Annotated in this window: 15 protein-coding genes; 11 read left to right on the forward strand and 4 right to left on the reverse strand. The window is 57.2% G+C overall.

Translation table 11 applies throughout. From position 1 onward, the window contains the following. Positions 1-25: 25 nt before the first annotated feature. Complete coding sequence (dapB, locus tag ACXADZ_RS16195; RefSeq protein ID WP_475197900.1) at positions 26-835, reverse strand: 4-hydroxy-tetrahydrodipicolinate reductase; 810 nt, start codon at positions 833-835, stop codon at positions 26-28. Positions 836-926: 91 nt separating this feature from the next. Between dapB and rbfA the strand changes: the two genes are divergently transcribed. The 6 genes from rbfA (at position 927) to rpsO (ending at position 5,068) form a co-directional block, all read left to right on the forward strand. After that, on the forward strand, positions 927-1,322 hold the full coding sequence (rbfA, locus tag ACXADZ_RS16200; protein ID WP_171093264.1) for a 30S ribosome-binding factor RbfA: 396 nt from the start codon (positions 927-929) through the stop codon (positions 1,320-1,322). Continuing rightward, on the forward strand, positions 1,319-2,062 hold the full coding sequence (locus ACXADZ_RS16205) for a phosphodiester glycosidase family protein (RefSeq protein ID WP_475197904.1): 744 nt from the start codon (positions 1,319-1,321) through the stop codon (positions 2,060-2,062). Before rbfA ends, ACXADZ_RS16205 begins: the two co-directional genes overlap by 4 nt. A gap of 54 nt (positions 2,063-2,116) precedes the next feature. Then, entirely contained in the window at positions 2,117-3,022 is a 906-nt protein-coding gene (gene truB, locus ACXADZ_RS16210) for a tRNA pseudouridine(55) synthase TruB (RefSeq protein WP_475197906.1), read from the forward strand. A 21-nt stretch (positions 3,023-3,043) separates the two neighbouring features. Beyond that, the gene (locus ACXADZ_RS16215) at positions 3,044-3,547 is read left to right on the forward strand and encodes a DUF1643 domain-containing protein (RefSeq protein WP_475197909.1); all 504 of its coding nucleotides are present in this window, start codon (positions 3,044-3,046) and stop codon (positions 3,545-3,547) included. A 94-nt stretch (positions 3,548-3,641) separates the two neighbouring features. After that, positions 3,642-4,655, forward strand: coding sequence for a calcium-binding protein (locus tag ACXADZ_RS16220; RefSeq protein ID WP_475197912.1), 1,014 nt, complete (start codon positions 3,642-3,644; stop codon positions 4,653-4,655). Positions 4,656-4,798: 143 nt separating this feature from the next. Beyond that, positions 4,799-5,068 carry a 30S ribosomal protein S15 gene (gene rpsO / locus ACXADZ_RS16225; protein ID WP_170329634.1) on the forward strand — a complete coding sequence of 90 codons (270 nt, stop codon included), beginning with the start codon at positions 4,799-4,801 and terminating at the stop codon, positions 5,066-5,068. Positions 5,069-5,158: 90 nt separating this feature from the next. On the opposite strand, the gene ACXADZ_RS16230 is transcribed toward rpsO, so the two are convergent. After that, complete coding sequence (locus ACXADZ_RS16230) at positions 5,159-5,536, reverse strand: winged helix-turn-helix transcriptional regulator (RefSeq protein ID WP_171093255.1); 378 nt, start codon at positions 5,534-5,536, stop codon at positions 5,159-5,161. Positions 5,537-5,717: 181 nt separating this feature from the next. Between ACXADZ_RS16230 and ACXADZ_RS16235 the strand changes: the two genes are divergently transcribed. Further along, positions 5,718-6,488 (forward strand): nuclear transport factor 2 family protein, encoded by a 771-nt coding sequence (locus tag ACXADZ_RS16235; protein ID WP_475197917.1) that lies wholly within the window; start codon positions 5,718-5,720, stop codon positions 6,486-6,488. A gap of 60 nt (positions 6,489-6,548) precedes the next feature. Here the strand turns inward: ACXADZ_RS16235 and ACXADZ_RS16240 are convergent, their stop codons facing one another. Then, positions 6,549-8,150 (reverse strand): BCCT family transporter, encoded by a 1,602-nt coding sequence (locus ACXADZ_RS16240; RefSeq protein WP_475197918.1) that lies wholly within the window; start codon positions 8,148-8,150, stop codon positions 6,549-6,551. 332 nt (positions 8,151-8,482) lie between these two features. Here ACXADZ_RS16240 and ACXADZ_RS16245 point away from each other — a divergent pair, with 332 nt between their 5' ends. The 3 genes from ACXADZ_RS16245 to ACXADZ_RS16255 all read left to right on the forward strand — a co-directional run bounded on the left by ACXADZ_RS16245 (position 8,483) and on the right by ACXADZ_RS16255 (position 12,891). After that, positions 8,483-9,367, forward strand: a complete 885-nt coding sequence (locus tag ACXADZ_RS16245; protein ID WP_171670636.1) for a hypothetical protein — start codon at positions 8,483-8,485, stop codon at positions 9,365-9,367. A gap of 194 nt (positions 9,368-9,561) precedes the next feature. After that, complete coding sequence (gene pnp / locus ACXADZ_RS16250; protein ID WP_171093248.1) at positions 9,562-11,709, forward strand: polyribonucleotide nucleotidyltransferase; 2,148 nt, start codon at positions 9,562-9,564, stop codon at positions 11,707-11,709. 177 nt (positions 11,710-11,886) lie between these two features. Beyond that, positions 11,887-12,891, forward strand: a complete 1,005-nt coding sequence (locus ACXADZ_RS16255; protein ID WP_171184323.1) for a Hint domain-containing protein — start codon at positions 11,887-11,889, stop codon at positions 12,889-12,891. A 6-nt stretch (positions 12,892-12,897) separates the two neighbouring features. Here ACXADZ_RS16255 and ACXADZ_RS16260 read toward each other — a convergent pair whose 3' ends face one another. Continuing rightward, positions 12,898-13,533 carry a DUF1326 domain-containing protein gene (locus ACXADZ_RS16260; protein WP_171184325.1) on the reverse strand — a complete coding sequence of 212 codons (636 nt, stop codon included), beginning with the start codon at positions 13,531-13,533 and terminating at the stop codon, positions 12,898-12,900. A 255-nt stretch (positions 13,534-13,788) separates the two neighbouring features. Here ACXADZ_RS16260 and ACXADZ_RS16265 point away from each other — a divergent pair, with 255 nt between their 5' ends. Further along, positions 13,789-14,478: an outer membrane protein gene (locus tag ACXADZ_RS16265; protein WP_475197926.1), complete on the forward strand. Its 690-nt coding sequence runs from the start codon at positions 13,789-13,791 to the stop codon at positions 14,476-14,478. Positions 14,479-14,518 lie beyond the last annotated feature (40 nt).

Below are 14,518 nucleotides of genomic sequence, written 5' to 3' on the forward strand. Positions count from 1 at the left end.
CGCCAACAATTCGGGCGTCTATGGCTTACAAACCCAGCACGTCCACCATGTCATACTGCCCGGGTGCCTTGCCTTGACCCCATAGTGCGGCCTTTAGGGCGCCACGGGCAAAGATTGCACGATCACTGGCCAAATGGCGCAGGACTATACGTTCTCCGGGGGCAGCGAACAGCACATCATGCTCGCCAACGATATCGCCGCCGCGAATGGCGTGGAAGCCGATATCACCCCGCTTGCGCGCGCCAGTGATGCCGTCGCGGCCTCGATCAGAGACATCCGCCAGATTGACGCCGCGCCCTTCTGCGGCCGCCTCACCCAGCATCAACGCTGTGCCCGAGGGCGCGTCGACCTTGTGGTGGTGATGGCCTTCGATGATCTCGATATCGAAGTCTTCATCCAATGCGGCAGCGACTTTCTTGGTCAGTTGCACCAGCAGGTTTACACCAAGGCTCATATTGCCCGCCCGCACGATCACGGCGTGGCGTGATGCCGGTTCAAGTGCCGCGATTTGTTCGTCGGACATGCCCGTAGTGCCGATGACATGAACACAACGCGCCTGCGCAGCCAGAGCGGCAAATTCCAAAGTCGCTTCGGGCGCGGTGAAATCGATCACCGCCTGCGCTTGCGCAAACGCCTCCAGCGGATCATCGGTGACGGTGACGCCCAGCGCCTGACCACCCATGGCCTCGCCCACATCCTTACCGATCCAGTCATGGCCCTTACGTTCCACCACACCAACCAGACGCGCCTGTTCGCTGTCGGTGACAGTCTTGATCAGCATCTGCCCCATACGGCCCGAAGCCCCTGTGATGACGATCCCCGGAATATGGGTCATTGCGCTGGTCCTTTTCGCTAAGTCGGCTCAAAGCCTCCTACCCCTTTCGCGCCCGCTTGGCAAAGCCCCGCTTTGGGCTTAGATCGGAGATATGGCAAAGAACAAATTCCACGATGGCCCCGGCCCTTCCCAACGACAGCTGCGTGTCGGCGAACTGATCCGTCGCACCCTGTCCGAAGTTCTGGCGCGCGGAGATGTCCACGACCCCGACCTGAACCGCATGTCGATCACCGTGGGTGAGGTCCGCACCTCACCCGATCTCAAAATCGCCACCGCCTATGTGCTGCCTCTGGGCGGCAAAGGGCAAGAGGACGTGATCGACCTGTTGGCCCGCAACAAAGGCGAATTACGACGCGTGATCGGCAAGAAACTGAACCTGAAGTTCTCGCCCGATCTGCGGTTCCGTCTGGACGACACGTTTGACCGTCTGGACGACACCCGCCGCATGTTCCAGCAGGACGCGGTGCGCCGCGATCTGGACGAGTGATCCGGGCACTGACCATTTTGGGCGCGGCTTTATGGGCTGCGCAAGCCTCTGCGGTGACCTGCGAAAAGGTGACTCATGAGGATCTGCGCTACACCGTCTGCGAGGTCGATGCGACTGCAGCAGATCTGCGCCTGTTTCTGAATGGTGAAGACGGCGAAGTGTTGGGGCATTTCTCATCGGTAAACGAGACGCTTGAACCCGAGGGCAAACGGCTGGCCTTTGCGATGAACGCCGGCATGTATCACGACGACCGCTCGCCCGTCGGCCATTATGTCGAGGATGGGCAGGAGCAGATGCGGGTGATCCCGAACCCCGGCCCCGGCAATTTCGGCCTGCTGCCCAATGGCGTTTTCTGCATCCGTGACGGGCGCGCCGATGTGTTCGAGACACTGGATTTCGTCGACCAGGCCCCCACCTGCCGCTTTGCCACCCAATCCGGCCCAATGCTGGTGATCGACGGCGGACTGCACCCGCGCTTTCTGCCTGATTCGACCTCGCGCTATATCCGCAACGGCGTTGGCACGAGCGCTGATGGCACGCGGGCGGTTTTCGCCATTTCTGAAGATTATGTCACCTTCCACGAATTCGGCAGCCTGTTTCGCGATGTTCTGAACACCCCAAACGCGCTATTTCTGGATGGCAATATCTCACGGATGTATGATCGGGCAGGCAATCGCTCGGATCTGGGATTCTCGTTGGGGCCCATCGTCGGCGTGGTCGAGGATACGCCTGCAAATTGACAGGGCGGGTGTGATCCGTTAACCCGCGCGCCTCAGCAAAAGGCAAGGTGCAAGATGGGACGCAAACGCAAGGGTCGCGACATTTCCGGTTGGCTGGTTGTGGACAAGCCTGCGGGCATGACCTCTACGTCGGTGGTCAACAAGGTGCGTTGGGCGATGGATGCCAAAAAGGCGGGCCATGCGGGCACACTGGACCCCGAAGCAACCGGCGTTCTGGCCGTGGCCTTGGGTGAGGCGACAAAGACCGTTCCCTACATAACCGATGCGCTGAAAGCTTACACGTTCACCGTGCGTTTGGGTCAAGCCACCAACACCGACGATGCCGAGGGCGAAGTGATCGCAAGCAGCGATGCGCGCCCATCGGATGAGGACATCAAACAGGCGCTGACCCCGTTTCTGGGCGACATCATGCAGGTTCCGCCAAAGTTCTCTGCGGTGAAGATCGACGGCCAGCGCGCTTATAAACTGGCGCGCGATGGCGAAGATGTGGATCTGGCCGCGCGCCCCCTTTGGGTCGAGGAACTGATCCTTGTCGACCGCCCCGATGAAGACCACGCGGTGTTGGAAATGACCTGCGGCAAAGGGGGCTATGTCCGCTCAATCGCGCGCGATCTGGGTGAGGCATTGGGATGCCACGGTCACGTCAAGGAACTGCGCCGCATCTGGTCCGGCCCGTTTGAGGCCGAAGATGGCCTGACCATCGAACAGATCGACGAGATGGCCAAGACCACTGCACTGGACGCGTATCTGCACCCGCTGGAAACCGGCCTGTCGGACCTGCCCGAATTGAAATGCACCCCTGAGGGTGCCACCCGCCTGCGCAACGGCAATCCCGGCATGGTGCTGGCATCAGACGTCGAATACGGCGAGGAAGCCTGGGCCTCGCTGGATGGTAAAGCGGTGGCTGTGGGCATCTACAAATCAGGCGAGCTGCATCCCAGCCGGGTGTTCGTTTCCTGAAACACGTGCTAGGCGGTTGGCATGATCACCCGAAGACATACCAAGGGCGATGCGCCCTCGACCGCCGTCTATTCCGATTGCGAGCACTATCGCTATAGCCTGACCCGTGTCTGGGATCCGACAGGCCGAAAAGCGCTGTTTGTTATGCTGAACCCCTCGACTGCGACCGAGGTGCAGAACGACCCCACGGTGGAGCGCTGCGAACGGCGTGCGCGGGCCTTAGGGTTTGGCGCGTTTCAGGTGACCAACATCTTTGCCTGGCGCGACACTGACCCGCGCAAGATGCGCGCCGCAACCGATCCGGTCGGGCCTGCGAATGACAAAGCTATTCTGGACGGCGTGGACTGGGCCGATCAGGTCGTCGCCGCCTGGGGCACCCATGGCGCACATCTGGACCGTGGTCCGGCAGTTGAACAGCTGTTGAGGGCGACCGGACAACCCCTGTTCCATCTGGGGCTGACCAAAGACGGGCACCCCAAACACCCCCTTTACATCGCCTACACCCAGCAGCCCGAGCGGTGGTGATAAAGTATTAACCATTTCAAAGACTTGCCTTTGACGCCGCTGTCCCCGGCATGAAACACTCATCCTCGGAGCATTCTGCTATCGGAGGAGTGTCATGTTTCTGGCCGGATTGATCGGACTGGCCGCCATTGGCGGTGCAGCCTACGCGATGAGCGACATGCTGATCGAAGACGAGGACACGTCAGAAGACATTCCCGAAGATGAGCCGCCGACTGAAGCCGAAACCGGGGAATTTCTGGAAATCGGCGAAAACGTCGAAGACTCCGTCGAAACCGAGGTCGAACCCCTGTCCACCTGTATCGTCCTTTCCGAATTCGAAGGCGATTTGGTGATTGCCGGAGAAGACGGCCCGGACATCATCACCGGAGGGGACGGCGTGGATCAGATCAACGGCTACGGCGGTGAAGATACGATCCACGGGGGCCAGGGGGACGACGTCCTGCATGGCGGCGACGGGATAGATACCATCTATGGCGGGCGGGACAACGATGTCCTGCATGGCGAAGCGGATGATGACCTGGTGTTTGGGGACACGGGCAATGACGCTCTGTTCGGACATTTCGGCGACGATACTCTGGACGGAGGCGAAAGCGAAGATGAGCTCTATGGTGGCCAGGGCAATGATACTTTGGCAGGCGGGGCCGATGATGACGCACTACAAGGCGGATTTGGGGATGATGTACTGACCGGAGACGCAGGCGAGGATGCGATCTTTGGCGGCGACGGGGACGATTTTGTATTCGGCATCGAAGAGGGTGCAGCCGAGCAGGATTTCCTGAATGGTGGTGCCGGCAATGACACCCTTGTTGCAGGCAGCGGCGACGTCGTGACGGGTGGTCAGGGGGCCGATGACATCGTCGTGGGCCAAGGTGAAGACGATATTACCGTCATGGGGTTCCAGCCGGGTGAGGATAAGTTGCTTATCACATGGGAGAACGAATCCGAGCCTGAAATAGCCGTGGAACCTGACGCTGAAGATTCAAATCTTACTCGGGTGATCATCGACGGTCAGGAAGTGGCTCAGGTTTATGGTGCCGAAGGGATGACGGCAGCCGATATCCAACTGATCACCGAAGCCCAACTGGAACAGTATGGGCAGATGGTCTGACCCCGCAGATTCCCTTTGCCATTTGATAAAAATCCGCTTATACGCGCCCATCCGCATCGGAATCGGTGCGGTTTTCTCCATGGGCCTGCGCTGGACGACATCCCGGCCTGCGCCATCAACTCTAACCTTTAAAGGAGACCCCGATGTCGATCACTGCCGCTGAAAAAGCACGCGTCATGCAAGAATTCGCAACCAAAGAAGGCGACACCGGTTCGCCTGAAGTACAGGTTGCCATCCTGACCTCGCGCATCAACACCCTGACCGAGCACTTCAAGACCCACAAAAAAGACAACCACGGTCGTCGTGGTCTGCTGAAAATGGTTGCTCAGCGCCGTAAGCTGCTGGACTACCTGAAGGGCAAAGAAGAAGCGCGTTATCAGGACCTGATCAAAAAGCTGGGCATCCGCCGCTAAGGTCGGATCGCATCGCTTGCAGATTTCAGACGCCCGTCACTTTGGCGGGCGTTTTTTTGTGCAGGTCAACCAGCTGGGAGTCAGGTGCCCTCAATCTGGGTGGGCCCGTTCATATTCCATGCGCGCGGACTTGACCTGATCCATTTGTTCGTGTGACCAATAGACAAGCGGCTTGAGCAGCTCCAACAGGTCGCGACCCAAAGGTGTCAGCGCATAAGAAACCGCAACAGGCGGGCCGGGATCGACAGTGCGAGTCAGATACCCATCCCGTTGCAACCCTCTCAGGTTTTCGGTCAACACACGTTGCGTCACGTCCCCAATACAGCGTTTGAGCTCTCCAAACCGTTTCGGCTCATCCTCAAGGGCCAAAATGATGATCATCCGCCATTTGCCGGTGACGTTGGACAGAACCGAACGGATCGAGCAGTTGGACGCTTCGGCCTTGCTGTTGACGCCAATGGGGAGCATGAGGACCTCTGGTGCGGTTTAGTAACTTATAACAACAATAGAACCTCCCGAAATAATCGCAAGGCTATGTTTTTTAACGGAGTATCCTAGGAGTAACCTCGTGACTTTTTAGTGCGTAATTGAAATGTGGTGCGTTTTTAATACTTACTATCAGCACAACTCGAATCATCAGGAATTGACCATGACCCCTAAAGAGCTTGTCCTCGCCCTGTTCTCAGCCGCTTTTATCGATCACGACCCAGAAGCCGCACGCCAGATGGTGAGCGCCGATTACATCCAGCACAATCCGCAGGTTCTGACCGGCGCTGAAGGGCTGATGGGGCTGATCCCATTGGTTGGACAATCCGGCATGACTGCCACAACCCACCGTGTGATTGCCGAAGGCGACATGGTTGTGCTGCACAACACTTATGACAATGCCGACGCGTTTGGAGCCTCGTCGCTTGCGGCCTTTGATATCTTCCGCGTGGAAGATGGAAAGGTTGTCGAACACTGGGACAATCTGCAACCCATCCCAGAAACCACCGCGTCAGGGCGTGGCATGACGGACGGGCCGGTTGAAATTACCGACCTCGATAAAACCCAAGAAAACAAGGCGCTGGTGCTGGGCTTTGTGCGTGATGTGCTGGGCGGTGCCGCGCCAGAGAACGTCACAACCTACATGGACCCAGAGGTCTATATGCAGCACAATCCTTCTATTGAGGACGGTCTGGCCGGATTTATGGCCGCGATCGACGCTTTCGCCGCGCAAGGCATGGTGATCACTAAGTTCGAGCCTCAGTTCGCCGTAGCTGAGGGCAATTTCGTCTTCGTGGCCACCGATGCCATCATGGGCGGTGAGCCATGGGCCTTCTTTGATCTGTGGCGCGTAGAGGACGGGAAAATTGTTGAGCATTGGGATGTTGTCTCACCCATCCCGTCTGAAATGGCGCATGACAACGGCAAGTTTTAATACCGAATCAAAAAACGCCCACCGTCTGGTGGGCGTTTTCAATTTTCATAGCGGTCGTATTTACATCTTCGCCTTTTCCGATTTCAGCGCCAGCCACAGGCAGTAGCACATCATCAGAACCACCAGCGTGAACGGTATCCCCGTTGACACCGCGGCGCCTTGCAGGGCGGATAACCCGCCTCCAAGCAGCAGTGCGATGGCCACCAGACCTTCCAACGTGCACCAGAATACGCGCTGTACAACTGGCGCATCCATCTTGCCGCCTGCCGTAATCGTGTCGATCACCAGCGAGCCCGAGTCGGACGAGGTGACAAAGAACACCACGATCAGGATCAAAGCGATGGGCGCGACGATGCCATAAAGCGGCAATTCCTTCAGGAAGCCGAACAGCGCGCCTTCGGGGGCGTAGCTGTCGATCACGGTGGCGCGGACGCCTTCGGCTCCGCCTGCGTTCAGCATGTCGATGGCCGCACCGCCAAAGGTCGACATCCACAGGGCACAGACTGCCGTTGGGGCCAGCAGCGCGCAGAGGATGAACTCACGCACCGTGCGACCCTTCGAGATGCGGGCGATAAACATACCCACAAACGGTGACCATGCGATCCACCAGGCCCAGTAGAACGTCGTCCAGCCGTGGAAATAGCTGGTGTCTTCTCGCCCGAACGGATTGGACAGCGCTGGAAGGTGCGTCACGTAATCCACCATCACGTTGAAATACCGCGCGATGGCTGTACCAACGCCAGTGACAACGATGACGAACAGGAACAAGCCCACAGCCATGATCATATTGATCTCGCTCAGCCGTTTCACGCCTGCATCCATGCCCATCAGGACTGATCCCAGCGCGATCATGGTGATGCCGATGATCAGCAGGACGGTCACGGTTGGGCTGGGTTCGATGCCGAACACCTCGTTCAGCCCTGCCGCAACCTGTTGCGCACCAAGACCCAAAGAGGTCGTCAGGCCGAACAACGTCGCAAACACCGCAAGCGTGTCGATGAGGTGGCCCCACCAGCCCCAGACGCGCTCACCCAGGATCGGATAAAAGGCCGACCGCAGGGTCAGCGGCAGATTCAGGTTATAGGCAAAGATTGCAAGACTCAGGCCCACAGCGGCATAGACTGCCCAGCCTTCCAGCCCCCAGTGATGGATTGTGCCGACGATGCCGATATATTCATTGCCTGGAACTGCAATATCAATGCCCAAGGGCCGCGCATTCCCGCCTTCGGCAAAGTTATAGTAGACCGGCTCCATCACGCCAAAGAACAGCAGACCGATACCAATACCGGCGGCGAACATCATCGCGATCCATCCAGCATAGGAATAGTCAGGCTTGGCGTCTTTGCCGCCGATCCGTACTTTACCAACGGGCAAAACAATCAACACCAGACAGAACAGGGTGATCGCGTCAACCGAAAGAACCAGGAACCAGTCAAAGGTGCTGGTCAGCCAGGGCCGGAGCCAGCCGAAGAACGAGGCCGCTGCCTCTTGGTTGGCCAATGCGATCAGAACGAACGCAAAGATCAAAATACTCGAGATCAGAAAAACCGGGTTGTGAATATCCAGACCAAATGGCCGGACGTTGTCCTGCCCCAGCTCATATTCCGTTTCGAAGTCGTAAATCCGGGGGTCCGGATCCAGCATCTTCTTTGTTTGTGCCATTCGATTGCCCTTCTGTTCGCTTTTTGCAAACGCCAAGGTATTCGGTCGGCGGACGGTTATGAGATAGTTACCCCCTTGGCGCGTTTCCGTCATCTCGACCGCGGGCTTATTCGTAAAAGCTTAAACTGCCTTCATATTTTTGCAAAATGCATTCAACTTTATCTATGTGATTACCCGGTCCGGATTTCAGATCGCACAACTGAACTGAACATCACTTGCGCATCTCTCTCCAATAAGTAGAACCTACTGAAACGATCTTTTCGACAAGTTCACGTTTCACACACCAAGTCACTATACCTGACCATTGCATACATAGTTTTCGGACCTGTTCTATGTTTCTCATCCTAAAAGCTGTCCCTATGTCATTCGGCGTTTTTTCGCGGATGATCGTTCCGGTAATCATTATCTTTTTCCTTTCATCGATTGTGTCGTCGCTTTTGGACATCATTACAGCCGGTTATGCAGATACACTGAGCGAACCAGTCAACTCTGCAATAATAACCCTGTTTGGCATACGGGCCGCCCTTGCAATCAAAGGGGACACGCGTCGCACTGACCTAAAGATACTCATTCTGAATGCTGTCAAATACGGAGTGTTTTTTCTGATCGTGCTTGGCGCTCTGAGTATAATGGTAAGTGTTGCCTCAACGATTTTTGCGCTCTGGAGGCTTGATCAACCAATCTCATTGACAGCGGTCAAAGATGCTGCGGAACCAGTTCAGACATCGTTAGTTCTGCTTACCTTCGGCAGCACAGCTATCGTTTTGTACGTCGTCTATGCAGCGGTCAGTGCCGTGATGGCCGTCCCTATGGCCAGCGCCGCGCAGGAAGCTGGCTACGGCGCACCAAGCCGCGGGTTTTTTTACGGCTTTGGCCGCAGTTTCATCCCATTGTTCTGCGTTTTTTTCTTCTCGATCGTGCTTCAGTTTTATTTCGGACTTTTGACAGCGCTATTTGCGCTTCTGCCTATCTTTATTTCCGTTATCTCGATCATTCTGACTCAGTCTCTGCCTGATTTCGACTTAGACCTTATTCTGAAGGGAATCGCAGCAAGTTCTGCCCTGCTTTGGCTGAACTCCTGGATCTGGTCGGTTAGCGCTCTGGCGTTTCTGAAACACAGCGGCGCGGCCCCTTTACAGGCAACCAGTCCGCAACCCGGTCCTGAAACAGCAACGGACATCCGCGCACTACGCAAGTCCCGCGAGCGATCTTTCTGAGTGGGGGAAACCGTCTCAGCGTTATGCGGTTTCTCTTTCCTTCCAACGCATTCTCATGTATGCGCGCGGTATCTGAGACGTTGTGCCCTGACCCCGGCACTCGAATGGAAGATAAAGTGGGGTCGGCGGCAATGGGGCCGCCATGCAAACCGGAGACCCGCAGGGGCGGGAGTGCTCCGTTCTAGGATACGCATATGTTTGATGTAACGAAGAAATCGATTCAGTGGGGCGAAGAGACGCTGACACTGGAAACCGGCAAGGTTGCCCGTCAGGCGGACGGCACTGTAATTGCCACGCTGGGCGAAACTAGCGTCATGGCAAACGTGACCTTTGCCAAGCAACAAAAGCCCGGTCAGGACTTTTTCCCGCTGACCGTACACTACCAAGAAAAATACTATGCCGCCGGTAAGGTTCCGGGTGGCTTCTTCAAGCGCGAGGCGCGCCCGACCGAGAAAGAGACGCTGACCGCGCGTCTGATCGACCGTCCGATCCGCCCGCTGTTCGTTGACGGCTTCAAGAACGAAGTTCTGGTGATGTGCACCGTGCTGTCCCACGATCTGGTCAATGATCCCGACATCGTTGCAATGATCGCTGCTTCGGCTGCCCTGACCATCTCGGGCGCGCCGTTCATGGGCCCGATCGCTGGTGCCCGTGTTGGTTTCGTGGATGGCGAATACGTCCTGAACCCGACCGTGGACGATATGCAGGACCTGCGCCTCAACCCCGAACAGCGTCTGGACCTGGTTGTGGCCGGTACCAAAGACGCCGTGATGATGGTGGAATCGGAAGCTTACGAGCTGTCCGAAGCCGAAATGCTGGGCGCCGTGACCTTTGCGCATGAGCAAATCCAGCCGGTCATCGACCTGATCATCTCGCTGGCCGAAGAAACCGCGAAAGAGCCGTTTGAGTTCGTCGCCCCCGATTACTCGGAGCTTTACGCCGCTGTTGCCGCAGCCGGTGAAGAGCAGATGCGCGCCGCTTTCGCGATCACCGACAAGCAAGAGCGCACCGCCGCTGTTGCCGCTGCCCGCGAAGCGATCAAAGAAGCGCTGACCGAGGAACAGCTGGAAGACGCCAATCTTGGATCGGCGATGAAAAAGCTGGAAGCCGGTATTCTGCGCGGCGACGTCGTCAAGGGCGGCAAGCGCATCGACGGTCGTTCGACCACCGATGTACGCGCCATCGAAGCCGAAACCTCGCTGCTGCCCCGCACCCACGGTTCCGCCCTGTTCACCCGTGGTGAAACACAGGCGCTGGCCGTGACCACGCTGGGCACCGGTGACGATGAGCAGTTCATCGACGCGCTGCACGGCAACTTCAAATCGAACTTCCTTCTGCACTACAACTTTCCTCCGTATTCGGTGGGTGAAGTGGGCCGCGTGGGTTCGCCCGGCCGTCGTGAGATCGGTCACGGCAAGCTGGCATGGCGCGCGCTGCAGGCGGTTCTGCCTGCACCGACCGACTTCCCATATACCGTACGCGTGGTTTCGGAGATCACGGAATCGAACGGCTCGTCCTCGATGGCCTCTGTCTGCGGCGGTTCGCTGTCGATGATGGACGCAGGTGTTCCGCTGAAAGCACCGGTTGCCGGTGTGGCCATGGGTCTGATCCTGGAAGATGATGGCGATTACGCTGTTCTGACCGATATCCTGGGTGACGAAGACCACCTGGGCGACATGGACTTCAAAGTGGCAGGTACCGAGAACGGCATCACCTCGCTGCAGATGGACATCAAAGTCGCAGGTATCACGCCGCAGATCATGGAAACCGCTCTGGCACAGGCCAAAGAAGGTCGGATGCACATTCTGGGCGAGATGGGCAAAGCCCTGTCCGAGACCAACGAATTCTCGGTCCACGCCCCGCGCATCGAGACCATGAACATCCCGACCGACAAGATCCGCGAAGTGATCGGCTCGGGCGGTAAGGTCATCCGTGAGATCGTTGAGGTTTCGGGTGCCAAGGTCGACATCAACGACGACGGTGTGATCAAGATCGCCTCGCCCGATGGTGAATCGATCCAGAAGGCTTATGACATGATCTACTCGATCGTGGCCGAACCGGAAGAAGGTCAGATCTACACCGGTAAAGTGGTCAAGATCGTCGATTTCGGCGCCTTCGTGAACTTCTTTGGCAAGCGCGACGGTCTGGTCCACGTGTCCCAGATCGAAAACCGCCGCCTGAACCATCCGTCAGACGTTCTGAAGGAAGGTCAGGAAGTGAAGGTCAAGCTGCTGGGCTTTGACGATCGCGGCAAGGTCCGCCTGTCGATGAAAGTCGTCGATCAGGAAACCGGCGAAGAGATCGTTCCCGAGAAGAAAGAAAAGAAAGAAGACGCAGAGTAATCTGTACCTATCTTCTGGCTCGAAAGGCCCCGGCACTGTCCGGGGCCTTTTTGGTTTAGGTGTGACTCCGACCACTCCCCAGTAATCTGGTCTAGGTAAATCAACCATTAACGATTCTTAAACAAATTAGCACAACCTTAAGGGTAGCTTTGTTGCTCTCAGGGATGTTGTGCGGCCGTGGCCACGATTACCGTCTATGAAATCAGTGCAGACCCGTTCAGCACACGCAACGTCGATATCACGGCCGCGTATTCTGTTGAAGTAACGGACAACGACGCGATCTTAGATGACCCAGACCCCGACAGCACCCAATTGGACCTGTCCGGGCTGCCGGGCTTTACCGCCTCGTCTCAGAATTTCAGTACGTTCGAGACGTATACCGGAACGATCAACGGCGCGCCTGTCAGTTTCACCCTGATCCAGTTCAGCAACCCGCGCTATATCATCGTCACTTCGGGGCAAGCTGCGCTGAATGACACCATCGAAGACACCAGCTTTGGCGGCACCGCATCTTCTACCCCGTATCAGAGCTTGCCGTCTTTCGTGTGCTTCACCACAGGGTCGCTGATCCTGACCCCCACCGGGCAGCGCCAGGTGGAAGAACTGGAACCTGGGGACCCTGTCCTGACCACAGGTGGACGCATCCGCCCGGTGCGCTGGATCGGTCGACGGCATCTGTCGACGCAAGAGCTGCGCTCCTCTCCGCATCTGTGCCCAGTGCGTTTCAAGGCGGGCTGTTTCGGTCCGAACTGCCCCACGCGCGACCTGCTGGTGTCGCCGCAACATCGGGTCGCTGTAACCTCAGCGATGATGGAACTGATGCATGGCGAGACCGTGATGTTGGCCCCGGCGAAGGCGTTGATAAATGGGCAAAGCATTGTGCAGGACCCGCCTGAGCAGGGGATCGAATATGTTCACATCCTTTTAGATCAGCATGAGCTGGTGAATGTCGAAGGAATCTGGTCCGAATCCTTTTATCCCGGCGACACGACCCTCAGTGCAATGGCACCTGCCACCCTGCGCAAGTTGTTCGACCTGTTCCCGGACCTGTCCCACGGCGCGACTGGTTACGGACCAACGGTGCTACCGGTCCTTAAACCTTTCGAAGCCGGAATGCTGAAATCAGACCTGAAGGTTCCAAATTGGCGGGTTTACCCAAATGCGCTTAAGAAGGCCGCCTAACTCGGTTTAGTGGGCAACACCACCCGGCCCGTGTTTCAAAACGTGCCATTGGCCATAGCTGTCGTTCAAATCCAGCTTGATCGCCGCGTCTGCGCGCGTTGTAGCGCTGCCGATCTCGGCCACAGAGAACTCGATACCGCCAGGAATATCGATTCGTACGCGATGCGGTCCCCCGCCATGAGGGGCTTCAATGGGGCGACCTGTCGAGCTCAGCACATCGCCGATGGACACACGGGCGGTCCGCTCTTCCATGTTCATTTCGAAATCAATCGGCAGGTAGAGCGTGTCGTGCACCTTTTCGCACATGGCACGGAACACGTACCAATGCGTCGCCATCTCCTCCGTTTCCTCACCGTGAAAGACCTTTTCCAGCGCCGCGCGCTGTGCTGGGGTCGCAGCAGGATCAATGACAACCTGCATTTCTCCGCCGCCCTCGAAAATAGGCCCCGGCCAGGCATAGATCAGCGCGGCCTTGGCACCACCCAGATCAGTGTCACCGAAATACCCTGTGCCAATCTCTAGCACTTCGAAGCCCCGGCAGTTTCCGTGGGTGGGTAGTTCTTCGAATTGGCAAGGGCAGGCATAACCGCAATTGCAGTTTCCGAAGCTTTCTCCTTCAACATACCAATCTGTAAACGCCATGGTTCTCTCCTGCAAAGTACAGTGAAATCCCGATGGCCTTCGCCTGTGGAACAGCCCCCTTGAGCCATACTAGCACGTCCCTGCGCAGATCAGAAATCGACGGCCTGCCATTCAGCGACAACAACTCGAATATGCGATTTATTCTATCACATGACGCCAAATTAGAGTGACCCGATGTGACCGCCGGAACCCTTTCCATGCACCACCAGACACATGATCTAAGCAGGGAAACGTTTTGGAACAAAGGACATGATCATGGTTAGTCGTTTCATCCTGACCTCCGCCGCCCTGATGCTGGGCACAACCGCAGCAACCGCACAAAGCCTGGGTGACGGCACCTATGTTCAGGGCTTTATCGGCTACAGCCAACTGCAAGACAGCGACTTTTCGGGCACAATCGGGGGCGCAACACAATCGGTCGATACAGACTTTGATGCAGGTTTCGGCCTGGGCGTGGCCATTGGTAAAGAGATCCCGCAGTGGTCCAATGACACGGTCGGGACACGGATCGAACTGGAGCTTTCCTATCGCGACAGCGACGTGGATGGTGTGAACTTTACCGGCAACGGACCAGCACCAGAAGGCAACATCTCTGGCGACGTTTCGCAAACCTCGCTCTTTGCCAACGTCTTGTTCGACTTCAAACAAGCCGGCGCGCTGACCCCGTTTGCAGGGTTTGGTCTTGGTGCCACCTACTCGGATCTGGATTTCGCTTACGGCCCCGGTGTGGCGCTGGATGACAGCGACACCGCTTTTGCGGCTCAGGTGATCGCAGGCGTGGCATATGACATCAACCCATCGACCGCCTTTACCGTAGACGCCCGCTATGCCCGCGCCTTTGACGTATCGTCGGAGCGGTTGGCCCCGAACGGCGCGTTGACGGGCACAGTTGAAGACGATCTGGACACATTCAGCGTCAATTTCGGGCTGCGCTACAAGTTCTGATCGCTTTGGGCGTCAGGTTTCTCTCCGGTTTTCTGCCGCC

It is taken from the genome of Ruegeria sp. ABM4_193 (genome assembly GCF_056158705.1).